This is a genomic window from Herbiconiux sp. 320_LB (assembly GCF_059691755.1).
On record NZ_JCAWAD010000001.1, the window covers coordinates 419,087 to 441,878 of the forward strand.

Below are 22,792 nucleotides of genomic sequence, written 5' to 3' on the forward strand. Positions count from 1 at the left end.
GCCCGCAGGGCCAGGGTGGGCGACCCCGTGCATCCCGATGCCGGTGTCGTGGGGTGTGCCTAGGGTGAAGCCATGAGCTCCTCGCCCCGCACCCGCTGGCTGTTCGCCGGGCAGCTGGGGCCGGTGTTCGACGACGGCGGGCCGCTGATGATCGTCGAGGCGCGATCGGTGTTCGGGCGGCGGCCGATGCACCGGGCGAAGGCGCACCTCATCCTCTCGGCCCTCCGGCACCGGGCGGCCGAGCTCGGCGACCGGGTCGAGTACCACCGGGTCGAGCGATACTCCGAGGTCGTGGCGGGGCGCACCGATCTCGAGGTCGTCGACCCCACCTCCTGGTCGGCCCGGCGGTTCGTGCGCCGGCACGGCCTCACGGTGCTGCCCAGCCGGGGCTTCGTGACCGGCGAGCCCGAGTTCGCCGAGTGGGCGGCGGGCCGGCAGGGCTCGCGGTTGCTGCTCGACGACTTCTATCGCACCGTACGGCGCCGCACCGGGTTGCTGATGCGCGGCGACCAGCCCGAGGGCGGGCGCTGGAACTACGACCGCGACAACCGCCAGCCGCCCCCGAAGAACGCGGCCGGGCTCGGTCTGCCCGACCCGTGGTGGCCCGAGGAGGACGAGATCGACGCCTCGGTGCGCGACGACCTCGACCGGTGGCAGAAGGAGGGGGCCGTACAGCTCGTCGGCGACGACGGTCCGCGGCGGTTCGCGGCCACGCACGAGGAGGCCTCGGCGGCCCTGGAGGACTTCATCGGTTCGCGCCTGAACGACTTCGGCCCGTTCGAGGATGCGATGCTCGGCGGTGACTGGACGATGGCGCACTCCCTGCTCAGCGCACCGATGAACCTGGGCCTGCTCGATCCGCTCGACGTCGCCGAACGGGTCGTCGCCGAGTACCACGCCGGCCGGGCACCGCTCGCGAGCGTCGAGGGGTTCGTGCGGCAGATCGTCGGCTGGCGCGACTACGTCTGGCACCTCTACTGGCACCTCGGCGAGAGCTACCCGGCCCGGAGCGACTACCTCGGCGCCCACGAACCGCTGCCGGCCGCCTTCCGCGCCCTCGACCCCTCGGTGATCGAGGCCGCCTGCCTGCGGGAGACGATCGACGGGATGCGGCGTCACGGCTGGGCCCACCACATCCAGCGGCTGATGGTGCTCGGCAACTGGGCGCTGCAGCACGGCTACGACCCGGTGGCCCTCAACGACTGGTTCGTCGACATGTTCGTCGACGGCACCCCGTGGGTGATGCCGGCGAACGTGATCGGCATGTCCCAGCACGCCGACGGCGGTCTGGTGGCGACGAAGCCCTACACCGCCGGCGGCGCCTACATCAACCGGATGTCGGACTACTGCGGCGGCTGCGTCTTCGATCCGAAGGTGCGGTTGGGCGAGAACGCGTGCCCGTTCACCGCCGGGTACTGGGCGTTCCTCGACCGGGTCGAGCCGCGCATCCGGGGCAACCACCGGATGGCGCAGTCGCTGGCGGGCCTCCGCGGCCTCGTCGACCGGGAGGCCGTCGTCGACCAGGAACGGCATCGCGACCGCTGGTGACGGGTGCGCCGCGGCGGGCGCGATCGGGATGCGGGCGGCCGGCCGCGAGTGCTGCCACGATGGTGCTGGCGAGGGACGACCTGCGAGCGGCCGCTCACCTGTTCAGTACGAACACTCGCGAACTCGGAGGACGGGCATGGACGACGGAGTTCTTCTCGGGGTGGCGCATCGCGGCAGGCCCGCGACCGTGACCGAGCTGGCGACCCTCGCGCACGTGCCGGTCGAGGAGGCGCGCCGCGCCGTCGCCGGGCTGCGGCTCAGGGGCCTGCTCGGCGGGCGCGACGACGATCTGGTGTACCCGCATCCGGCCGCCTGGGCCGCGGAGGCCGTCGCCGCTCGCTCGGCGGAACTGCGTCGGAGCAGCCACGACGCGCTCGCCGACATCGACGGCATCGTCGGCGCGCTTCCCGACCTGCTCGGCAACTGGGCGGTCGGTCAGGCGAACGCGGATCTGGTGCCCGTCGTGACCCGCCACGGTCCGCACGCCTCGGAGGACCTCTGGTTCGACACCGCCCGGCACGACGTCGGCACCCTGCACGCGGTGCTGCCGGAGATCGACCGCTTCGTCGGCAGCGGCGACGAGCGGTCGACCCGGTTCGGGCGTGCGCTCGCCGGCAAGGAGGCCGTGCGGGTGATCATGCCGACCTGGGCCGCCGGCGACGCGGCGGCGCAACAGTCGGTCGAGCACTACCGCGCGGCGGGTGTGGAGTACCGCCTGCTCGACGCGCCGCCCAGCTGGTTCTGGATCGACGGCGACCAGCTGGCCGTGCCCTTCGAATGGGGCGAGGGCCGGCCCACGAGCGTGCTCGGGGTGCGGAACGCGGCCCTCGCCGGCATGGCGCTGGAGTACTTCGAGCAGCTCTGGCGCCGCGCCGAGCCCGTCACGACCGCCGAGCAGCCGTGGACCGGGCTGCTGCGGCTGATGCGCCGGGGCGTGACCCTGGAGACGGCGTCGCGCCAGGTCGGGGTCAATCCGCGCACCGGCCGACGACGGATCGCGGCCGCGATGGCGCACTACGGGGTGTCGACGCTGTTCGCGCTCGGGGTGGCGTGGGCGACCGATCCGGCCGTGACGGCGGGGGTCGAGCCGGAGGCGTAGCGGCGAGCCCGGCGCGGGGTGCTGGCGGCGGGGTGTCGGCGCGGGGTGCCAGCGGCGTCGTGCCAGCGCGGTCCCAGCGGCGGCATGCCAGCGCGGGTCTCAGCGGCGGCGTGCCAGCGGCGGCGTGCCAGCGCGGATGCCAGCGGCGGCGTGCCAGCGCGGATCCCAGCGGCGGCGTGCCAGCGCGGCGTGCCGGCGCGGGGTGCCACCACGGAGTGCCGGCGTGGAGTGCGAGCGCGGGGCCTCCTGCCGGTGCGGCCTCTTCCGGACACGTCCGCTAGAGGGCGGCCCCGGCCCTTCCGTGTGACGCCCGGGGTACGCCAGGCTGGGCACGCGTCAGGCGTCCGTGCCGCATTCCTTCGGGGAGGTTCAGCGGCCGGCCGCGATCGCCCGACCGAGCGCGTCGCCTGAGGCCCAGGCGGTCGCGACCGAGGAGCGGCCGCCCCACGAGTCTCCGCACACCCCCACGGCTCCGCACAGCGCGAAGGGCTCAGGATGCGTCGGGGTGGCGCGAGCGTGGGTCCACCGGTGGGGGTGGGTCCAGTCGGGGCGGCTGCCGGAGGGCAGGTCGAGCACCCGCTGCAGCTCGGCCACGACCTCCTCGACCGCGCCCGCCGGTTCGGCGAGGTGGGCGCGGGCGAACTCGGCCGTGGTGTGCGCGACGAGCACGGGCGCGTGGTCGCCGCGGCGGTCGCCGTCGTCGGCCACGAACGAGAGCACGTCGGACCCGTCGACGAAGGCGCCGTGGAGCTCGGCCGGCCAGACCCGCTCGGGATAGCCCAGGGCCACGGCGACCGTCGGCTGCCAGGCGCCGGGGTCGAGCCGCCCGGCCAACTCGGAGTCGAGCTCGAGGAGCCGGAGCGCCTGCGGCTCGGGCATCGCGAGCACGACGGCCCGGTAGCGGGTGGAGTCGACGTGGGCCCCGGCCTCGGCGTCGGCCCCGGCGTCGGCCCCGGCCCCGGCCCCGGCCTCGGCGGAGACCGTCTCGACGACGTGCTCGCCGAGCACCTCGGCGAACGAGACGCCGCTCCCTCCTGAACTCCCCGACGCCTCCACGAGCCGCTCGGCCAGGTCGACCACGAGCGATCGCAGCCCACCGGGGGCGGCGTACCGGAGCGGGCCGGTCGTGGTGCGGAACGCGGCCCGGCCCGGCATGAGGGGTGGGGTCGAGGCCGCATGAGCGTCGGACGACGGGTCCGTGTCCGAGGTCGGATCCGGGTCCGAGACCGCATCCGAGTGCGCGACCCCATCCGAGTGCGCGGCCGCGTCCACATCGAGGCCCGAGTCCGCGCGCGAGGTCGCATCCCGGTCCGAGGCCGCAGGTCGGGCCGCGTCGATCACGGCGAAGGTGTCCGTCCAGCCGCGGGCCAGTCCCCGCCGCACCCAGTCGTCGACGACCCCGCCGAACGGCGAGCCCTCCGGCACCGTGAAGTACGAGGCGCCGAGGTCGACGACCCGGCCGTGCAGGGTGCGTCCCGACATCCGTCCACCCGGCCGGCGCCCGCGGTCGACCACCCGCACCGGCACGCCCGCCTCCTGCAGCGCCCGCGCGCAGGCGAGCCCCGCGATCCCGGCGCCCACGACGAGCACCGTCTCCCGGTCGGTGGGCCCGGAGGCAGAAGTTCCCATGACCTCATCCTGCCCTGAACCCGCACCCGCAGCGCGGACGGGTCGTGCCGAGGTCGCGGCTAGAGTCACCGGGTGGACATCGAACAGCAGACACCGCACACCACCGAGCACCCGAGCGCCGCCGGCCCCGTGACCGACAGCCCGGCCGCCGCGCACCAGGCCGCCGTACACTCGGCCGCCGCGCACCAGGCCGCCGAGAACTCGACCGCCGACGGGATGACAGCGCCGACGCCGGACGCGGCCGAGTGGGAGGCCGAGGTGGCCGCGGTGTGGGCCGCGGAGGAGGTCGACGACGAGCAGCGGCTCGAGCGGATGCGGCTGGTCGCGGCCCGCGCTCCACATCCCGCCCTCGGCGCGTTCGAGCTCGGCGGCGCCTTCGACTCCTCGGGCCACGAGGCCGAGGCCGACCAGCAGTACGCCGCCGCCACCCGGGAGGGCCTCGCGGAGCTCGACCCGGCGCGGGCCGCCCAGCTCGCCATCCAGCACGCCTCGACCCTCCGCAATCTCGGCCGCGTCGAGGAGGCGATCGCGATGCTGCGCGACGCACCGCAGCATCCGGCGACCGGGCAGGCGCCCGCGGTCTTCCTCGCGCTCGCCCTGCACAGCGCCGGCCGCTCGGCCGAGGCGCTCCGGGTCGCGCTCGAGGCGATCGAGGCCTCGCTCCCCCGCTATCACCGATCGGTGCGCGCCTACGCCGCCGCCCTCACCGAGGAGCCGACGGCGTGAAAACGACGGATGCCGCGGACCCGAGGCCCGCGGCATCCGTCATCAGCGTCGCGGCGATCAGCGCGAGACGGAGCGACGACCGGCGAAACGGGTCCAGATCAGCAGCACGATGATCGCGCCGATGATCGAGCCGATGATGCCGGCGGGCTGGAAGAAGCCGTCCATCGGGTCGTGCTGGAAGATCAGGAATCCGAGGAATCCGCCGACGAACGAGCCGACGATGCCGAGCAGGATGGTCATCGGGATGGAGATGTTCTGCTTCCCCGGCACGATGAGTCGGGCGAGCGCTCCGGCGATGAGGCCGATGATGATGAGGCTGATGATGAGACCGAGCATGGGGTGCATCCTTTTCCGTGAGGTCGGGGGCGCAGGGTGCGCATCCCGAAGCTGACCGTGGTCGGCTGTTCTTCAGCGAACCAGGATGCGGGGGTCGCCGCGTCACCCCAAGGGGTGGTCTTCGACACCCCCTCCCGGTGTACGGTCAGGACATGAGCGGACAGGTGGTGGCGCGGTGAGCGACGGGACGAAGCCGGCGGGCGAGGGGTCGACGGCGGAGGAAGAGCGATCGACGCCGACAGCCGAGGGATCGACACCGCCGGGCGAGGGGTCGACGCCGTCGGGCGAGGGATCGACGCCGTCGGGCGAGGGATCGACGCCGTCGGGCGAGCCGATCCGGGTCGCGCTGGTCGACGACTACGACGTCGTGCTCTCGGGCCTCGCCCACATGTTCGACCGCTACCGCGACCGCATCCTGATCTGCGAGATCGACGCCAACGCCTCCCTCGACGACCGGGTCGATATCGTGCTGTACGACTCGTTCGCACAGCCCGAGGCCGATCTGCAGGAGCTCGGCGCCCTGGTCGACAACCCGCGGACCCGCCGCGTGGTCGTCTACACCTGGAACTTCCACCCCGAGCTGATCGAGAGCGCCGAGCAGAAGGGCATCCACGGCTACCTCTCCAAGACCCTCCCGGCCCGCGACCTGGTCGACGCGCTCGAGCGGGTGCACCAGGGGCAGAAGGTCGTGAGCTCTCCCCCGCGCCGATCCGGCGTCGCGAACGGGCTCGACTGGCCCGGCCGACACGAGGGCCTCACCGACCGCGAGTCCGAGATCCTGGCCCTGATCACCCAGGGCAAGAGCAACGCCGACGTCGCGACGCTGACCTATCTGAGCCCGAACACGGTCAAGACCTACATCCGCAGCATCTACAAGAAGATCGGGGTGGCGAGCCGCACGCAGGCGGTGCTCTGGGGCGTCGCCCACGGCTTCACGCCCGACCACCACCGCATCGACCACTGGCTCGGCGGCCCCTGAATCACGGCCGACCGAGACCGGGCGTGACCATCCCCGGGCCGCACACCATCAGGCCGTCCACCCCGGATCATCGGCCATCGCGCGACGGATGCGCAGTGTGATCGCCCTCAGCTGTCGCTTCTGCGCCGCGGTCAGCGGATCGAGCACCAGCTGACGCACCGTGTCCTCGTGCGCGGGTGTCGCCCGCTGGACCAGTTCGAGCCCGGATGCCGTCACCGCCGCACGCACCGACCGCCCGTCCTCGGGATCGCGGGACCGCTCCACCCACCCCCGCGATTCCAGCCGCGACACCGCTCGGGACAACCTCGACAGCGAGCTGTTGGCATAGCCCGCGAGAACGCTCATCCGGAGCGCGCGTTCGGGCGCCTTCGCCAAGGCGTACAGGATGCCGTACTCGAAATGGGTGAGGTCGAAATCGCGCAGCAGACCGGCGTCGAGCGCGGGCGGCAGCCACTCCAGCACCGTGGCGAGCCCGGCCCAGGTCTCGAGGTCATCCCCCGCGAGCGGGGCCGGTGGACGCGGATCGGTCATGCCGTCAGCTTAGACCGAAGACGAGGGATTTACTTGACCCGGCAAGTTTCTCGGGTACGCTTTTACTTGACTGAGCAAGCAAAAGGGAAGATGGGTCATGGATCTGAGGCTGTCGACGGAACGATCGTTCATCAGTGGATCGACGCAGGGCATCGGCTTCGCCGTGGCCCGCGCGCTGGCCAGGGAGGGGGCGGCGGTCGTCATCAACGGGCGCGCCCCGGAACGAGTACGCGATGCGGTCGACGGTCTTCGCGCGGAGTTCCCCGACGCCTCGATCGACGGCATCGCGGCGGACTTCGCCCACCCTGAGGAGGTCGCAGCGCTCGTCGACCGGCTCGGCGCGGTCGACATCCTGGTCAACAACGTCGGCCTCTTCGACGTCGCCGCCTTCGACTCCGTCTCGGACGAGACGTGGCTCCGGTACCTGCAGGTCAACCTGATGAGCGGCGTGCGGCTCTCGCGCGCGCTCCTGCCCGGGATGCTCGATCGCGGTCATGGACGGATCGTCTTCGTCGGCAGCGAGTCGGGCGTGGACGTGCCGGCGGACATGATCCCCTACGGCGCGACGAAGGCGGCGATGATCGCGCTCGGCAACGGGCTCGCGAAGCTCACCCGCGGATCCGAGGTGACCGTCAACACCGTCCTGGGGGGCCCGACCTACTCCGACGGCGTGGCCGCCACCGTGAAGTCCTTGGCGGAGGCGCAGGGGCTCGCGGTCGACGACCTCAAGGCCGCGATCATCGGGGGCAACCGCACGACGCTGCTCGAGCGCTTCATCGATCCGGGCGAGATCGCGAACCTCGTGGCCTACCTCGTCAGCCCGCTCGCCTCGGCGACGAACGGGGCCGCGCTACGGGTCGACGGGGGTGTACTCACGACGACGCTGTGATCGCGGCGGCTCCTCCACAGGGCCGCGGGCCCGACACCGAGATACTCCCTCTTGACGGGGTACTTGCTTTTTGCAAGTCTGTGTACAGCGTCCACATCGGGCGCCACTCACGAGGAGGCTTCTCATGCCCATGATGTTCGTCAACCTGCCGGTGACCGATCTCGATCGCGCCAAGGCGTTCTACACCGCCCTCGGCTTCGAGGTGAACCCGAAGTTCACCGACCACAACGCCTCCTGCGTGGTCGTCGACCCCGACCACAACGCGTTCATGCTCCTGACCCGCGAGTACTTCCAGACCTTCAGCGAGCGGCCGATCGGCGATCCGTCGAAGGATGTGTCGGTCACCACCGCGATCTTCCTCGACACCCGCGACGAGGTCGACACCACGGTGGCCGCGGGCCTGGCCGCCGGGGGTGTCGAGGCGCAGCCCGCCTCCGACTACGGCTTCATGTACCAGCGGCAGCTCACCGATCCCGACGGCAACGTGCTCGAGTTCGGCTGGATGGATCCGGTCGCCGCCGAGCAGGGCCCCGAGGCCTTCGCCGCCCAGCAGGGCTGAGCCACGCGCCCGGCGGCGTGAGCCGCCGGGCGGATGCCGGGCCGGAGGGGATGCCGGAGCGAGGAGGATACCGGGCCGGAGGGGATGCCTGGCCGGGCGACAGAGGGAGGGGTGAGGATGGCGGCACGCGACTACGGGCAGTACTCCGGGATCACCCGGGCGATGGAGCTGATCGGCGAGCGCTGGGCGCTCCTGATCGTCCGCGACCTGCTGGTCGGACCACGGCGGTACGGTGAGTTGGCGGCCGGGCTGCACCGCATCCCGAGCAACATCCTGGCGGCCCGGTTGAAGGAGCTGCAGGCGGCGGGGATCATCCGGCGCGCGCCGCGGTCGCGCGTGATCCTCTACGAACTGACCCCGTACGGGCGCGAGCTCGAGCCGGTCGTGCTGGCGCTCGGGGCCTGGGGCTTCAAGGCGATGGGCGAGCCGCGTGCCGAGCAGTCCGTGACCACCGACTCGATGACGATGGATCTGCGCTCGGCCTTCCGCCCGCAGGTCGCGGTCGACCTGCCCCCGACGGCGTACGGGGCTCGGGTGGCGGGTGCCGAGCTCTTCATCCGGGTGCGGGGTTCGGCGTTGGAGGTCTCGGGCGGGATCGGGCCGGTCGACCTCGCCTTCTCGGCCGACACCGGGGCCGGCCTCCAGCAGCTGATCACCGGTGAGCTGGAACCGGCCCGCGCGATCTCGACCGGGGCGGTCGATGTGCTCCACGGCCGGGGCGAGCTGCTCGACCGCTTCGCGACCACGTTCCACGTCGCCGCCTGAGTTCCACGTCGCGGCCCGACCCCCTGTCGCCGGCCGCCCCGCGCTCGCTACAGTGACACCGTGAAGCGCATCGGAGCACTGGCCACGGCCCTCGCGGCGGTCGCCGCATCCCTCGTCCTCGGCGGTGGGGCGGCGACAGCCGCCGGAACAGTGACGGCCGCCGGAACCGCGCCGCACGCGGCAGCGGCCGCCGCCGACCCGGCCCTCGACGGCTCCTCCTACGTCGCGCTCGGCGACTCCTACTCGGCCGGGTTCGGGCTCACGCCGTTCAGCGACCTCCCCGCCTCGGGCTGCTTCCAGGCCGATCAGAACTACCCGCACCTGGTCGCCGAGTCGCTCGGCCTGGTGCTCGACGACCGCACCTGCAGCGGAGCGGTGACGGCGAACATCCGCGACACCCCGCAGACGACGATCACCGGCGCCGGCACCGCACCGGTGCAGTCGGATGCGCTCGGCCCCGGCACCGACATCGTCACCGTGACCATCGGCGGCAACGACCTCGGCTTCTCCACGGTCGCGCAGACCTGCGTCGCCGAGAGCGCCCAGGGGCCGCTCGTGCTCGACGTGATCGGCGTCGACCTGCCGAACTGCAAGCAGTACTACGCGCCCGTCGTCGGGGGTGTCGAGATCGACCGGCTGAAGTACCAGCTCGACACGGTCGTCACCCCGGCGCTGGACGCGACCTTCGCGCTCATCCACCAGAAGGCCCCGAACGCGAAGGTGTTCGTGATCGGCTACCCCGCGATCACCCCGGATGCGGAGAACACCCCGGCCGGCGGCTGCTACTCCTCGCCGCTCGGCACCGGGACGAACCCGTTCGAGCCGCCGTTCCCGCAGAACGCCTTCCCTTTCACCGACGTCGACACCCTCTACCTGCACGGCACCGAGGCGCGACTGGATGCGGCGATCGGCGGGGCGGCGACGCGGGCGGGCGCGACCTACCTCTCGACCTTCCCGCTCACCCAGACCCACACGGCCTGCGCCCCGGCCGGCCAGGCGTTCATCAACGGGATCACGCTCAGCACCACCGGCGGCACGCCGACGCCCGACCCGGCCCTGTTCGTCGCCCTCGGCGCCCTGCACCCGAACGACTCCGGCGTCGCCTTCCTCGCCGCCCAGGTGTCGCAGGCGATCACCGTGGCGGTCGACCCGGGCGTCGGAGCCCCCGACCCCACCGCGACGCCGTCCCCCTCTGCCACCGCTACCCCCGCGGCGGTCGGCACCGGAGACACCGGCAGCGGCACGACCTCCCGCCGCTCGAGCCCCGCCCTGGCGGCGACCGGCGCGACCCCCGCACCCCTCGGCATCGCCGCCGGCGCGGCCCTCGCGTCGGGCTTCGCCCTCCTGGCCCTCATCGCTCTGGTCAGAGCCCGAGCCACCCGCCGCCGCGCCGCCGCCTCGGTTGCAGCCACAGCCGGGGTCACAGCCACAGCCGCCGTCACGGGATCAAGCGCCGCTCCCGCAGATCGGTGAAGATGCGGAGGAACATCTCCTCCGTCTCCACGTACGAATGGAAGCCCGCCCGCCGCACCTTCGACCCGTCCGCGATCACGTCGTAGTCCCACCGGAAGACGAAGTCGCCGAAGGCCCACGACGAGACGTCGGAGTACGGCGTCGGCACCAGCCCGTGCCGCGCGACCATCGCGTTCCAGAGCTCCTCCTTGTCGGCCATCACCTCGGTCAGCTCCATCGGCAGGGGCGGGGCCACCTCGAGCTCGAAGAAGTCGGCGATCCTCGGCCACATCGCCGACCAGCGGAAGAGGTCGCCGTTCGCGACGTTGAACGCCTGGTTGCGGGCGCCGTCGGTCGTCGCGGCCCAGACGGTCGCCTCGGCGAGCAGGCCCGCATCCGTCATCTCGATCAGGCTGGTATAGGCACCGGGTGAGCCCGGGAAGCGCAGCGGGATCCCGAGCTCCTTGCTGATCGAGGCGTAGACCGCGATCACCAGCGCGAGGTTCATCGGGTTGCCGAGGCCGATGCCCGCCACGACCGAGGGGCGGATGGCCGACCACGACCAGCGCGCGCCGACCTGCCGCCGCTCGAGGAACCTCTGCTGGTCGACGTTGAACTCGGGCGGCATGTGGGGCGGATCCGACTCCTTGGCCGGGGTCGCGAACGGGCCGAGGTGGGCGCCGTAGACCTTGTAGCCCTGCATGAGGCTGATGTGCTCGAGCCGGCGCGCGACGGGCTCGACGGCGTCGACGACGTTCGTGAGCATCCCGAGGTTCGGGGCGACGAGGCCGGCCCAGGTCGGGCGCTCCTGGTAGGCCGCGTAGAAGACGTGGCTGACCTCGGCGAGGGCTCGGGATGCGGCGAAGGCCTCCCGGGTCGCGTCGCGGTCGAGCAGGTCGACGGCCAGGTGGGTCACGGAACCGCGGGCACGGGTTCCGTCTCCGCCGGCGCCACCCTCGTCGTCGGGGACACCCCCGCGGCGGGAGACCCCGATCACGTCCCATCCCCAGCTGTCGCGGAGGTGGTCGATCAACGTTGCGCCGATCACCCCGCGTGCGCCGATCACCAGAGCCGTCTTGGCCGTCTTGCCGTTCGTGCCCGTCATTCCCATTCCTCCATCAGATCGCAATTCACCGATGAACTGTCGCACACTGCATCGGTGAACCGCAATATCGCAATATTGCGATACAGTGGCCGTATGACCGATGCGACCGCCGACACCGACCTGGTCACGGTTTTCAAGGCGCTCGGGCACCCCACCCGGCTGGCGATCCTCGAGTGGCTCAAAGAGCCGGAGTCGTTCCCGCCGCAGGACCGCCCGGCCGCCGAGGTCGGCGTCTGCCTCAAGCACATCCAGGCGCGGGCGGGGATCTCGCAGTCGACGGCCTCGCAGTTCATGGCGATCCTGCAGCGCGCGGGCCTGGTCAGCTGCACCCGCATCGGCCAGTGGTCGCACTACCGCCGCGACGAGCGCGCGATCGCGGCCCTCGCCGAAGCCGTCACCCGCGCGGTCTGACCCCGAGGCGCAGCCGCTCAGCGGGGGTCGAGGAGCTTCGGGGATTCGAGGGCGTCGAAGAGGGCCGTGCGCCACCAGGCGTAGTCGTGGCCGCCGGCGACGACTCGGATGGTGACGGTCGCGCCCGCGGCGGCGGCCGTTGTGGCGAAGGCGGTCGAGACGGCGGTCGCCCCGTGCTCCTCGGTGCCGGACTGGACGTGGAAGCGGCGGCCGCGCAGGGCGTCCGTACCGCCGAGCGCGGCAAGCGTCGTGACGAGATCCCCGGGCCGGCTGCCCCAGGCCTCCGGCGGCAGGTCGGCCGCGAACTCGAACGAACCGGACTGCACGATCGCCGTGGCGGCGAGCCCGGGCCGCAGAGCGACCACCGCGGCAGACGCGAGTCCGCCGAAGCTCTGCCCGGCGACGATCGTGCGCGCGGGGTCGGGCCGCCCTCCGCGGTGGCCCTCCAGCGCGTCGAGCGCCGCTGCGGCGAGCGCCCCCGCCCGCTCGGGATGCGGGAGCACGGCCCAGCGCTCCTCGACGGTCCCTGAGGGGATGAGCACCACGGCCCCGCCCGCGCTCTCGGCGGCCCCGGCGATCCGGTCGTCTCCCGGCGCGCCCGCCGACAGTGACAGACGGGCGAGCGCCGAGCGGATGCCCACGCGCTCCCATTCCTCGCCGTCGAAGAGGAGGACTGTCTCGCCGGGACTCCCCCACGGCAGCACGACCACGGACCGCCCCGCGAACTCCCCCGCCAACGGCACCTCGACACCCGCGGAGACCCGGGCCGGCACCGCGACACGCGCCGGAATCCGAGCCAGCTCCCCCTCGCTATCCTCCGCCTCCGCCCACGCCGGGTGCACCACACCCGCCGGCCCGACCAGCACCGACGCCGTGCGGCCGAACTGGGTGGGCAGCCGGCGCGGATTGCGCGCATCCGGCACCAGCGCATCCTGCAGCCGGAACCACCCCTCCCAACTCGCCCCCGCCGCCCGGTCGACCCACGGTGCGCTGACGAAGCCGTAGCTCACGACCAGCTCGTCCGGCAGCAGGTAGTCGATCACCCGCAGCCGACCGCCCGGGACCTCGTCGAGCATCGCCCCCACCAGATCGGCCCGATGCGACTCCGTGATCCCGTCGACCACGATCGCCACGGGACCCGCAGTGCCCACGGCATCCGCAGTGCCCGCAGCATCCACAGTGCCCCCAGACCCCGCGGCCTCCGCCACGAACGTCACCTCACGAAACCCCACCCCGCCGACCTCGACGAGCCGACCGAACGCCGGCCAGGATGGGGACACCCGCTCCGGCGGCTCGCCCGCCATGATCCGCCGCCAGGCCTCCGACCGGGGCCGCAGCGGGGCGCCCGTCGCGTCGCGAGGGGTCGTGGGCGGCCCGATCGGGAGCCCCCCGCTGCTCACCCGATCGACCACCGCCCCAGGGTAGCCCCGACCGGGCCATCCCGAGCGCCCGGGCACCCCGAGCGGGTAAGTTCGACAGGTGAGCGCATCCCGTCGAGACGGCCGGATGCCTGGGACGAGACCACAGGAGTGAGCATGGCCGAATCGGCGCCCATCGACCCGACCGCAACCGACGCCTGGAAGGCGCTCGAGGGCATCGCCACCGGCTTCGAGCCGGATCTGCGCGGCTGGTTCGCCGCCGACGCCGACCGCGCGGCCACCTACACGTTCCAGGCGGCCGACCTCACCGTCGACCTGTCGAAGAACCTGGTGACCGAGGAGATCCTCGCCCACCTGCTCACCCTCGCCGAGGATGCCGGGGTCGCCGACCGCTACCGGGCCATGATCCGGGGCGAGCACATCAACGTCACCGAAGACCGGGCCGTGCTGCACACCGCCCTCCGCCGCCCCGACGGCGGCCCGCAGACCGGCACCGACCTCGAGCCACCGGCCGGCTTCGTGGTCGACGGCGCGGACATCGACGCCGAGGTGCACGGCACGCTCGACAAGATGTTCGCCTTCGCCGACCAGGTGCGCGACGGCAGCTGGGTCGGGGTGACCGGCAAGCGGATCGAGACGGTCGTCAACATCGGCATCGGCGGCTCCGACCTCGGCCCGGTCATGGTCTACGAGGCTCTGAAGCCCTACGTGCAGGCCGGTCTCGAGTGCCGCTTCGTCTCCAACATCGACCCCTCGGACATCTACGAGAAGACCGCCGACCTCGACCCCGAGACCACGCTGTTCATCGTGGCCTCGAAGACCTTCGGCACGCTCGAGACGCTCACCAACGCCCGCCTGGCCCGGCAGTGGCTCTGGGAGCGGCTCGGCGCATCCGGAGCCGTCAGCACCGACGAGACCACCGAGGGCGAGAAGTCGCGCACGGATGCGGTCGCCAAGCACTTCGTCGCCGTCTCGACCGCGCTGGACAAGGTCGCGGCCTTCGGCATCGACCCGGAGAACGCCTTCGGCTTCTGGGACTGGGTGGGTGGCCGCTACTCGGTCGACTCCGCGATCGGCACCTCGGTGGCCATCGCGATCGGCCCCGACGGGTTCCGCGACTTCCTCGCCGGCTTCCACGCCATCGACGAGCACATGCGCACCACCCCGCTGGAGCGGAACGTGCCGGTGCTGATGGGGCTGCTCAACGTCTGGTACACCAACTTCCTCAAGGCGCAGAGCCACGCCGTGCTGCCCTACGCGCAGTACCTGCACCGCTTCCCCGCCTACCTGCAGCAGCTCACCATGGAGTCCAACGGCAAGCGCGTGCGCTGGGACGGCTCGCCCGTCACCACCGACACCGGCGAGATCTTCTGGGGCGAGCCCGGCACCAACGGCCAGCACGCCTTCTACCAGCTGATCCACCAGGGCACCCGCCTGATCCCGGCCGACTTCATCGCTGTCGCCAACCCCGCGCATCCGCTGAAGGACGAGACCGGCGACGGTCACGCCGTGCAGCCCGGCGCCGACGTGCACTCCCTGTTCCTGGCGAACTTCTTCGCCCAGACCAAGGCGCTCGCCTTCGGCAAGACGGCCGAGGAGGTGCGGGCCGAGGGCACCGCCGAGCACGTGGTGCAGGCACGGGTGTTCCCGGGCAACCGCCCGACCACCTCGATCCTCGCGCCGGCGCTCACGCCGAGCGTCGTCGGTCAGCTGATCGCCCTCTACGAGCACATCGTGTTCACCGAGGGCACGATCTGGGGCATCGACTCCTTCGACCAGTGGGGTGTCGAGCTCGGCAAGCAGCTGGCGCTGCAGATCGCCCCCGCGGTCGACGGCGACGAGGCGGCCCTGGAGTCGCAGGACTCCTCGACCAAGGCGCTGATCGCGCGCTACCTCGAGCTGCGCGACTAGACCGACCGGACACTGCCGACCGGACACCGCCGACCGGGTGTCGGCGGCCGGCCGCGCTCTCAAGGGGCGGCTCGGCCATCCGGTCGCTAGTCGCAGTCCACGCCGCTGCGCTGCTGAGGCGACACGACGTCCAGGACCGACATGGTCCACCAGGTCGGCGCGTCGTCGCAGAGCGCCCGCCAGGTGACGTCGCTCGGGGTGATGAACTGGGCGATGCCCTCGGGGTTCGGGATGAACACGCCCTGCGATCCCTGCAGCAGCACGAACCCCGGAATCGGCTCCGCCCCGTCGATCGAGACCAGCTCGAGCGGGGCGAAGCGGATCGGCTGGGTCAGGATGTTCAGCCCGAACAGGGCGATGAACCCGATGATCCCCGCGAAGGCGAGCCGGGTCACCGACTTCGAGCGCGGGTCCCGGATGGTCGCGGTGCGCCCGTTCCACTCCTCCGCCACGCTGGCGAAGGTCTTAGGCTCGGCCGGGGGCGTGAGCGCCTGCTCGGCCGGGGTGACGGGCACCGGCTCGGGCGAGACCAGCCGCAGCATGGCGCGACCGGATGCCCACAGCGCCCTGAGCTCGTCGTCGAGCGGGGGCACCGGCTCGAGCAGGGCGTCGCGGACGCTCTCGGGGCTGTGCAGCAGCGGTTCGCGGCGCCGGCCGCGCAGCACGATCACCGAGACGACGACGAACACGACGAACAGCCCCACCAGGAGCAGCCAGGACGCGGTGTTGGCGAGAACCGCCGCCAGGAGCAGCAGCACCGCGGCGCCGACGATCCTGGTCCAGAGGTTGTACTCGGGATCGAAGACCAGGGGCATGGCCGCCACCATCACGCCGATCATGATGTAGACGGCGAGGTTCAGCAGCACCACGACGAGCAGGCCGCCGAAGGTGAGGTTCTGCGCCACCGCCACCGCCAGACCGATGTTGCCGCGCACCTGCACGAAGAGGTTGATCGTGATGACGAGGGCGCCGATCAGGGGCAGCCGGGTCAGCGCGTGCTTGACGAACAGGGCCCGCACGTCGGCGTGGCTCTGGGCCTCGGAGGCGAGATCGCGCGCGCGCCCGGAGCTCGAGCGGTCTCCGTAGTGCGTACGCCGGGCCATCCGCGCCCCCTTCGGCTCGTCGACCGCCCGCCGTCCGGCGCGGTCTCCCCCGGAGCCCGCCGCCCGAGGCGGGTCGTGCCCGGACGGGTCGCCCCTGGGACAAAGGTAGGGCACGCACCGGGCCCCGTCATCCCGTGCTTGCGCACGAGGCGAGGAACCGCCACGCTGAGCAGACCACCACTCCCGGTCGATCCACCCGGCCGCCCGGGTCACGGCGGCCGGACACGCAGGAGGCGGCACGGATGCGGAACCACGATCGGATCAGCCCTCGGCGCCGCCGGCACCGGGCCACCACGGCAGTCAGGGCCACGGCGGTGCTCGCGGCCACCACTCTGCTGCTCGCGGGCTGCGCCTCGACGTCCGGCAGAAGCGACCAGGACCACGGCTCCCGCTCCGCCGATCCCGGGATCGAGATCGAGCGGCCGGCCGCCCCGGCGGGCGAGCTGCCCCCCGACCTCCAGGCTCGGCTCGAATCCGCCGTCGAGTCGACCATGGCCGACTACTCCGTGCCCGGCGCGGTCGCCGGCGTCTGGATCCCGGGTCGGGGGTCGTGGACGACGGCGACCGGGTTCGCGGACGTCGAGAGCGGAACCCCCGCCACGACCTCGATGGCGTGGCCGCTCCGCAGCGTGACGAAGTCGTACACCGTGACCCTCCTGCTCCAGCTGGTCGACGAGGGGACCGTGCACCTGGACGACACGATCGACGAGTACCTCTCGGGGGTCACGGACGGAGACCGGATCACCCTCCGCGAACTCGCGAACATGACCAGCGGCGTCGCCGACTACACCAACGAGCGCTTCCTCGAGGCCTACTCGGAGGACCCGGAGCGGGTCTTCACGCTCGACGACCTGAACGGCTTCGTGCTCGGCGAGCCCGCCCAGTTCGAGCCGGGCGCCGAGGCGGTCTACACGAACGCGAACACGAACCTCCTGGGCGCGGTGATCGAGAAGGCCACGCATCAGGACTTCGCCGAGGTGCTCGACGAGCGCATCCTCCAGCCGCTGGGCCAGACCGGCACCCGGTACCTCACGACGGATGCGGAGTGGCCCGGTCCGCATCCCGCCGGGTACATCGTGCAGGACGGCGTTCCGGCCGCGCAGGACCAGAACCCGTCGATCTTCGGGCCGGCCGGGTCGCTGGTCAGCACCCTGGACGACGCCCGGGTCTGGGCCGACGCGCTGGGCGAGGGGTCGTTCCTCAGCGAGGGGATGCAGCGGCTGCGGCAGGAGGGCACCCCGCTGGCGAAGGGGCCGCCCTACGATCAGTACGCGCTCGGCATCGGCGAGACCGACGGCTGGTGGGGGCACAACGGCGAGGGCCTCGGCTTCACCGCCGCCGTCTTCCACGATCCCGACTCGGGCGCGAGCATCGCGGTGTTCATGAACGAGTCCAACGTGCCCGACGTGCATCCGGCCGACGCCACCTTCCGGGCCCTCGAGAAGATCCTCGCGACGGAGGACGCCAAGTGACGCGCGCGGCAGGCCGCTCTCGTCGTCGGCTGATCGTGCCGACGGGAGTGCTGATCGTCGCGGCCTCGGTCGCGCTGACCGGATGCGTCGGGGGCTCCCCCGCGGCCACCTCCTCCCCGAGCGGCGCGGCGGCGGGGTACTCGTCGATCCCCGGGCTCCCGGATGCGGCGCTCCCGGTGATGAACCAGCCCCAGTACTCCCACGCCCGCTGGCTGATCTCGGTGCACGACCTCGACACCGGCGAGGTGCTGATCGACCTGGACGGCGACCGGATGGCCGAGCCCGGCTCGTTCGTGAAGACGTACAGCGCCGGCGCCGCCTGGGTCAAGTGGGGGCCGGAGAGCACGGTCACGACCCCGGTGAAGCGCACCGGCGAGGTGGAGGGCGGCACGCTCACCGGCGACCTCGTGCTGGTCGGCGCCGGCGATCTCACTCTCGGCGGCCGCACGAAGCCCGACGGCACGGTCGACTTCACGAACCTCGACCACAACGACGCCAACCCGCTCCCCGGGGCGACGCTCACCCCGGAGGATCCGCTCACGGGCCTCGACGACCTCGCCGCCCAGGTGAAGGCCTCCGGCATCACGGCCGTGCAGGGCGATGTCGTGATCGACGACCGGCTGTTCGAGGGCACTCTCGAGGATCAGCCGATCACCCCGATCATCGTCAACCAGAACCTGATCGACGTGGTGGTGACGCCGGGGGCCGTCGGGCAGACCGCCGGCGCCACGCTCAGCCCGGTCGTGGCGCCGTGGACGATCGTCTCCGACGTGCAGACGGTCGCCGCCGGCGGGGCGACGGCCATCTCCGCCCCCGTGGCGGATTCCGACGGCACGATCCGGGTGAGCGGCACCGTCGCCGCCGACGCCGGGCCACAGCTCAAGGTCTACGCCTTCGCCGACCCGGCCCGCTTCGCCCGCACCGCCTTCATCGAGGCGCTCGGCCGCGCGGGGGTGTCGGTGACGGCCGATCCGGTCGCGGCGAACCCGGAGTCGCTGCTGCCGGAGGTCTCGGCGGTCGGCGCGTTGCCCTCGGTCGCCGAACTGGTCTCGCTGCCGCTCGGCGAGGAGATCACCTACGTGATGAAGATCAGCTACAACCGGGGCGCCCAGACACTGGTCTGCCGCCTGGCGGCCGCCGCAGGCAGCACCGACTGCGACGACGGGATGAGCCAGGCCCACGACATCTGGGCCGCCGCCGGCCTCGACGTCACGGGCGCCTCGCTGATCGACGGTTCGGGGCTCTCGGGCAACGTGATCACGCCGGAGAACGCGGTGCAGATCCAATCGATCATGGCCGAGCGGCCGGATGCGGAGAGGTGGCGGGCGACCCTCCCCGTGCTCGGCGTCGACGGCTCGCTGGCGATGGTGCAGACCGGCACCCCGGCGGCGGGGCACGTGTTCGCCAAGACAGGCACGCTGCTCGGCTACGACGAGTTCAACGAGCGCTTCCGGTTGGTCACGAAGACCCTGGGCGGGGTCATGGACACGGCGGGCGGCCGGCACCTGGCCTTCACGATCATGATGAACCAGGGCTTCTCGGCCGATGCCGCCGGGGTGTTCGGGGCGAACGACGACGTGGGGGCGGTGGCCGCCGCCATCCAGCAGGCGTACTGAGCGAGGGCGGGTCGTGGTCGCCGTGGGCTGCCGCGGCTGACGTGCCTGCCTTGACTGCCTTGACTGCCGTGGCTGCCGTGAGCGGACGACTCGGGCCGACGCACCCCGCGCATCCTAGGCTCGGGCCATGGAACTGATCTTCGTGCACGGCGCCCTGGTCCGCGACGGCGCGTGGTGGTGGCGGCCCACCGCGTCGCTGATCGAGCAGCACACGGGCATCCGCAGTCGCGCCCTCGCCCTGCCCTCGTGCGGCGAGACGGGCGCGCCCGCGGGCGAAGGCGGGCTGGTCGAGGATTCCGCCGCCCTCCGCGCGGCCCTCGACGAGGTCGACGGCCCGGCGCTCGTCGTCGGCCACTCCTACGGGGGCACGGTGATCGCCGAGGCGGGCGTGCATCCGGCCGTCGCCCACCTCGTGCTCATCTCCTCGTACCTGCCCGAGGTCGGCCTGGCGCAGGCCGCGATCCTGGGCGACGAGCCCGACCCGGTCGCGGTTCGGGATGCGGGCTCCGGAATGCTCGCGCTCGACGACATCGACGAGCCGGCCTTCGCCGCCCGCTTCCTGCAGGATGCGCAGCCCGAGGTGCAGCGCGAGGCCTGGCAGCGGGTGACCGAGCAGGCGGCGGCCTCCTTCGTCACCCCGACGACCGCGGCCGGCTGGACCGGTGTGGACTCCACCTATCTCGTCTGCGCCGACGACCGCAGCACCACCGTCGACCTGCAGCGCTGGCACGCCGCGCGCGCGACCCGGCGGGCCGAGCTGCCGACCGGCCACCACCCCTTCCTCAGCCGTCCCGACCTGGTCTGGCAGCACCTCGCCCCGCTGCTACGCTGAGCCCGCGCCGCCAACGAGTGTCGGCGCGGATCCCAATGGGGGGAATCATGATCAGGCGCACCGCGCTCGCAGTTCTGACCACAGCAGTCATCCTCGCCGGCAGCCCGGCTCTCGCAGCGGGGGCGGCCGAACCGTCTCCGTCGCCGTCCGATCCGCCGTCGACCTACCGGTTCCAGGGAGCCGACCGGTTCGAGACCAACCAGAGCCTCAATTCGGCCTTCTCGATTCCGGAGGTGCCCACGCCGCCGGTCGTCTACGTCGCCAACGCCTACTCCTACCCGGACGCGCTGTCGTCCGTACCGGCCGCCGGCGCCGTCGGCGGGGCGATCGTGCTCACGACCGGTGACTCGCTGAACGCGCTGGCGGCGGACCAGCTCGGCGATCTCGAGCCCGCGCGCATCGTGGTGGTCGGCGGGGTGAACTCCATCTCGGAGGGCACCTTCGAGCAGATCGCCCAGTACGCGCCGGGCGCCACGACCCGGGTCGCCGGCGTCGACCGCTACGAGACCTCGCGCAAGATCGCCGAAGACGCCTTCTGCCCCGAGCCCGAGCCCGAGGCCGAGACCTGCGGAGTGCGCACGGGGCTGTTCGCCTCCGGCGCGAACTTCGCCGACGCGCTCTCCGCGGGCCCTGCCGGCGCCCACGTGGGCGGCCCCGTCATCCTGGTGCCCCCGACGGGCCTGGACGACGCGACCGCGCAGCTGATCGAGCACCTGGGACTCAGCCAGGCGGCCATCGTCGGCGGCGAGTCGTCGGTGTCGGACGACACGGTCGCGGCGATCGCCGGCATCATCGGAGGCGAGGAGGATTCCACCATCCGTCTGAGCGGCGAGGACCGCTACCAGACCTCGGTCGCCGTGGCGGTCGAGTTCTTCGGCAGCGCGCCGAGTGTGTTCATCGCCTCGGGACAGACCTTCCCCGACGCCTTGGCCGCCGGCCCCATCGCCGCCCTCTTCGGTGGGCCGATGTACCTGTCGCAGCAGGACTGCCTGCCGGACGTGGTGCTGGCCGACATCGAGGACCTCGAGTCCTCGTACGTCTACCTGGTCGGTGGACCGGCCTCGCTCGCCTCGCCGGCGCTGGACGAGCTCCAGACCTGCGGAACGGCGACGACCAAGTCGGAGTCGGTACCGACCTCGCCGCGCGGAGCGCTCGAGAACTAGGCGGTCCCTCTGCGGCCCCGGGGGCACGTGTGTCTGCTGTCAGCGGAACCACGTGCCCCCGCGGTCGTCCGGCGGGTTGACTGTCACCATGAGCCACGCTGCCGCCCCCTCGAACGCCGACCCGTCCCCCATCCGGCCCGAGCGTCTGTGGCGCGAGGTCGTGGGTGACGAACTCCGCACCGTCCGACAGACGCGCGGCGAGTCGCTCCGCCGGGTCGCCGGTCGGGCGCGGGTCTCTCCCCAGTACCTCTCCGAGATCGAGCGCGGCTCCAAGGAACCCTCGAGCGAGATCCTCGCGGCCCTCGGCACGGCGCTCGACCTCTCCCTGGTCGACCTCACCCGGGGTGCCGCCGCCCGGCTGACCGCCGAGACCACGGTGCCCGCAGCCGCGCCCGCAGCCGCCCCGGCGACCGTGGTGACGACCGTGTCGACCTCGGCCTCCGCGTTCGCCCTCGCGGCCTGACCCGCACCGGCTGCCGGTCGAGTTCCCGGTCGGGCCGTCACGCGGTCAGCACGAGCGGCCCGTCCTCCGTCACGGCCAGGGTGTGCTCCGTGTGAGCCGCCCGGCTGCCGTCGGCCGACCGCAGGGTCCAGCCGTCCGCATCCGTGCGCAGACGCGCCGTCGTCTTCGCCCACCAGGGCTCGAGGGCGAACACCATCCCCGGCCGGATGCGGTACCCGCGGCCGGCGCGACCGTCGTTGCAGATGAACAGGTCGCCGTGCATCGTCCGCCCCACCCCATGGCCGCCGAAATCGTGGTTGACCGGGTACCCGTACGCGGAGGCGACCATACCGATAGCCGCCGAGATGTCCCCGATCCGGTTCCCGGGCACCGCGGCGGCGATGCCCGCGCGCAAGGCCTCCTCGGTCGAGCGGATCAGCCGCAGGTCGGCGGGATCCGCCCGTCCGACGACGACCGTCACCGCCGCATCCGCCACCCAGCCGTCCACGGAGACGGCGAAGTCCAGGCTCAGCACGTCGCCGTCGCGGAGCGCGTAGTCGTGCGGGAGTCCGTGCTGGGCGGCGTCGTTAACCGAGAGGCAGATCACGTTGCGGAACGGTCCGTTGCCGAACGACGGCGCGTAGTCCCAGTAGCAGGAGACCGCGCCGCGCTCGGCCACCCGCCGCCGGGCCTCGGCCTCCAGCTCGAGCAGGTTGACGCCCACGGCGGCCTGCGCGGCGAGCTCGTCGAGGGTGCGCCTGACGAAGGCTCCGGCGGCGCGCATCCGGTCGATCTCGGCGGGGGTGTGCAATTCGATCATTCCGGTATAATAATACCAACTCCAA

Annotated in this window: 22 protein-coding genes; 15 read left to right on the forward strand and 7 right to left on the reverse strand. The window is 72.4% G+C overall.

Translation table 11 applies throughout. The features are described from left to right. The first annotated feature begins 72 nt into the window (after positions 1–72). Both AC59HU_RS01985 and AC59HU_RS01990 read left to right on the forward strand, forming a co-directional pair. Entirely contained in the window at positions 73–1,548 is a 1,476-nt protein-coding gene (locus tag AC59HU_RS01985; RefSeq protein ID WP_497221638.1) for a cryptochrome/photolyase family protein, read from the forward strand. 136 nt (positions 1,549–1,684) lie between these two features. Continuing rightward, positions 1,685–2,647 carry a hypothetical protein gene (locus tag AC59HU_RS01990; RefSeq protein ID WP_497221639.1) on the forward strand — a complete coding sequence of 321 codons (963 nt, stop codon included), beginning with the start codon at positions 1,685–1,687 and terminating at the stop codon, positions 2,645–2,647. A 369-nt stretch (positions 2,648–3,016) separates the two neighbouring features. Here AC59HU_RS01990 and AC59HU_RS01995 read toward each other — a convergent pair whose 3' ends face one another. After that, a complete protein-coding gene (locus tag AC59HU_RS01995; RefSeq protein WP_497221640.1) occupies positions 3,017–4,276 on the reverse strand; it encodes an NAD(P)/FAD-dependent oxidoreductase in 1,260 nt (419 codons plus the stop codon). Positions 4,277–4,348: 72 nt separating this feature from the next. Between AC59HU_RS01995 and AC59HU_RS02000 the strand changes: the two genes are divergently transcribed. Continuing rightward, positions 4,349–5,002, forward strand: coding sequence for a tetratricopeptide repeat protein (locus AC59HU_RS02000; protein ID WP_497221641.1), 654 nt, complete (start codon positions 4,349–4,351; stop codon positions 5,000–5,002). A 57-nt stretch (positions 5,003–5,059) separates the two neighbouring features. Here AC59HU_RS02000 and AC59HU_RS02005 read toward each other — a convergent pair whose 3' ends face one another. Beyond that, positions 5,060–5,338, reverse strand: coding sequence for a GlsB/YeaQ/YmgE family stress response membrane protein (locus AC59HU_RS02005; RefSeq protein WP_497221642.1), 279 nt, complete (start codon positions 5,336–5,338; stop codon positions 5,060–5,062). Positions 5,339–5,513: 175 nt separating this feature from the next. Between AC59HU_RS02005 and AC59HU_RS02010 the strand changes: the two genes are divergently transcribed. Next, positions 5,514–6,317 (forward strand): response regulator transcription factor, encoded by an 804-nt coding sequence (locus AC59HU_RS02010; protein WP_497221643.1) that lies wholly within the window; start codon positions 5,514–5,516, stop codon positions 6,315–6,317. 48 nt (positions 6,318–6,365) lie between these two features. Here AC59HU_RS02010 and AC59HU_RS02015 read toward each other — a convergent pair whose 3' ends face one another. Further along, the gene (locus AC59HU_RS02015) at positions 6,366–6,848 is read right to left on the reverse strand and encodes a MarR family winged helix-turn-helix transcriptional regulator (protein WP_497221644.1); all 483 of its coding nucleotides are present in this window, start codon (positions 6,846–6,848) and stop codon (positions 6,366–6,368) included. 97 nt (positions 6,849–6,945) lie between these two features. Here AC59HU_RS02015 and AC59HU_RS02020 point away from each other — a divergent pair, with 97 nt between their 5' ends. The 4 genes from AC59HU_RS02020 (at position 6,946) to AC59HU_RS02035 (ending at position 10,534) form a co-directional block, all read left to right on the forward strand. Then, entirely contained in the window at positions 6,946–7,737 is a 792-nt protein-coding gene (locus AC59HU_RS02020; RefSeq protein ID WP_497221645.1) for an SDR family NAD(P)-dependent oxidoreductase, read from the forward strand. Between the two features lie 124 nt (positions 7,738–7,861). Next, complete coding sequence (locus tag AC59HU_RS02025) at positions 7,862–8,296, forward strand: VOC family protein (protein WP_497221646.1); 435 nt, start codon at positions 7,862–7,864, stop codon at positions 8,294–8,296. 117 nt (positions 8,297–8,413) lie between these two features. Next, positions 8,414–9,061, forward strand: coding sequence for a winged helix-turn-helix transcriptional regulator (locus AC59HU_RS02030; RefSeq protein WP_497221647.1), 648 nt, complete (start codon positions 8,414–8,416; stop codon positions 9,059–9,061). A 60-nt stretch (positions 9,062–9,121) separates the two neighbouring features. After that, the gene (locus tag AC59HU_RS02035) at positions 9,122–10,534 is read left to right on the forward strand and encodes an SGNH/GDSL hydrolase family protein (RefSeq protein WP_497221648.1); all 1,413 of its coding nucleotides are present in this window, start codon (positions 9,122–9,124) and stop codon (positions 10,532–10,534) included. Here AC59HU_RS02035 and AC59HU_RS02040 read toward each other — a convergent pair. Then, the gene (locus AC59HU_RS02040) at positions 10,500–11,618 is read right to left on the reverse strand and encodes an SDR family oxidoreductase (protein ID WP_497221649.1); all 1,119 of its coding nucleotides are present in this window, start codon (positions 11,616–11,618) and stop codon (positions 10,500–10,502) included. The genes AC59HU_RS02035 and AC59HU_RS02040 overlap by 35 nt on opposite strands. Positions 11,619–11,711: 93 nt before the next feature. Between AC59HU_RS02040 and AC59HU_RS02045 the strand changes: the two genes are divergently transcribed. Continuing rightward, positions 11,712–12,029 (forward strand): ArsR/SmtB family transcription factor, encoded by a 318-nt coding sequence (locus tag AC59HU_RS02045; protein WP_497221650.1) that lies wholly within the window; start codon positions 11,712–11,714, stop codon positions 12,027–12,029. A gap of 17 nt (positions 12,030–12,046) precedes the next feature. Here the strand turns inward: AC59HU_RS02045 and AC59HU_RS02050 are convergent, their stop codons facing one another. Continuing rightward, on the reverse strand, positions 12,047–13,441 hold the full coding sequence (locus AC59HU_RS02050) for an enterochelin esterase domain-containing protein (protein ID WP_497221651.1): 1,395 nt from the start codon (positions 13,439–13,441) through the stop codon (positions 12,047–12,049). 123 nt (positions 13,442–13,564) lie between these two features. Here AC59HU_RS02050 and pgi point away from each other — a divergent pair, with 123 nt between their 5' ends. Then, positions 13,565–15,319 carry a glucose-6-phosphate isomerase gene (gene pgi / locus AC59HU_RS02055; RefSeq protein WP_497221652.1) on the forward strand — a complete coding sequence of 585 codons (1,755 nt, stop codon included), beginning with the start codon at positions 13,565–13,567 and terminating at the stop codon, positions 15,317–15,319. A gap of 86 nt (positions 15,320–15,405) precedes the next feature. Here the strand turns inward: pgi and AC59HU_RS02060 are convergent, their stop codons facing one another. After that, entirely contained in the window at positions 15,406–16,422 is a 1,017-nt protein-coding gene (locus tag AC59HU_RS02060; protein ID WP_497221653.1) for a hypothetical protein, read from the reverse strand. Positions 16,423–16,664: 242 nt separating this feature from the next. On the opposite strand from AC59HU_RS02060, the gene AC59HU_RS02065 reads away from it, so the two are divergent. The 5 genes from AC59HU_RS02065 to AC59HU_RS02085 all read left to right on the forward strand — a co-directional run bounded on the left by AC59HU_RS02065 (position 16,665) and on the right by AC59HU_RS02085 (position 21,968). Further along, positions 16,665–17,894, forward strand: a complete 1,230-nt coding sequence (locus AC59HU_RS02065; RefSeq protein ID WP_497221654.1) for a serine hydrolase domain-containing protein — start codon at positions 16,665–16,667, stop codon at positions 17,892–17,894. Next, positions 17,891–19,510, forward strand: coding sequence for a D-alanyl-D-alanine carboxypeptidase/D-alanyl-D-alanine endopeptidase (gene dacB, locus AC59HU_RS02070; RefSeq protein ID WP_497221655.1), 1,620 nt, complete (start codon positions 17,891–17,893; stop codon positions 19,508–19,510). The genes AC59HU_RS02065 and dacB overlap by 4 nt, the downstream gene beginning before the upstream one ends. A gap of 127 nt (positions 19,511–19,637) precedes the next feature. Next, positions 19,638–20,342 (forward strand): alpha/beta fold hydrolase, encoded by a 705-nt coding sequence (locus AC59HU_RS02075; RefSeq protein WP_497221656.1) that lies wholly within the window; start codon positions 19,638–19,640, stop codon positions 20,340–20,342. Positions 20,343–20,389: 47 nt separating this feature from the next. Beyond that, positions 20,390–21,505 carry a cell wall-binding repeat-containing protein gene (locus tag AC59HU_RS02080; RefSeq protein ID WP_497221657.1) on the forward strand — a complete coding sequence of 372 codons (1,116 nt, stop codon included), beginning with the start codon at positions 20,390–20,392 and terminating at the stop codon, positions 21,503–21,505. 88 nt (positions 21,506–21,593) lie between these two features. Next, positions 21,594–21,968 (forward strand): helix-turn-helix domain-containing protein, encoded by a 375-nt coding sequence (locus AC59HU_RS02085; protein ID WP_497221659.1) that lies wholly within the window; start codon positions 21,594–21,596, stop codon positions 21,966–21,968. Between the two features lie 37 nt (positions 21,969–22,005). Here AC59HU_RS02085 and map read toward each other — a convergent pair whose 3' ends face one another. Further along, positions 22,006–22,767: a type I methionyl aminopeptidase gene (map, locus tag AC59HU_RS02090; RefSeq protein WP_497221660.1), complete on the reverse strand. Its 762-nt coding sequence runs from the start codon at positions 22,765–22,767 to the stop codon at positions 22,006–22,008. Between the last annotated feature and the right edge of the window lie 25 nt (positions 22,768–22,792).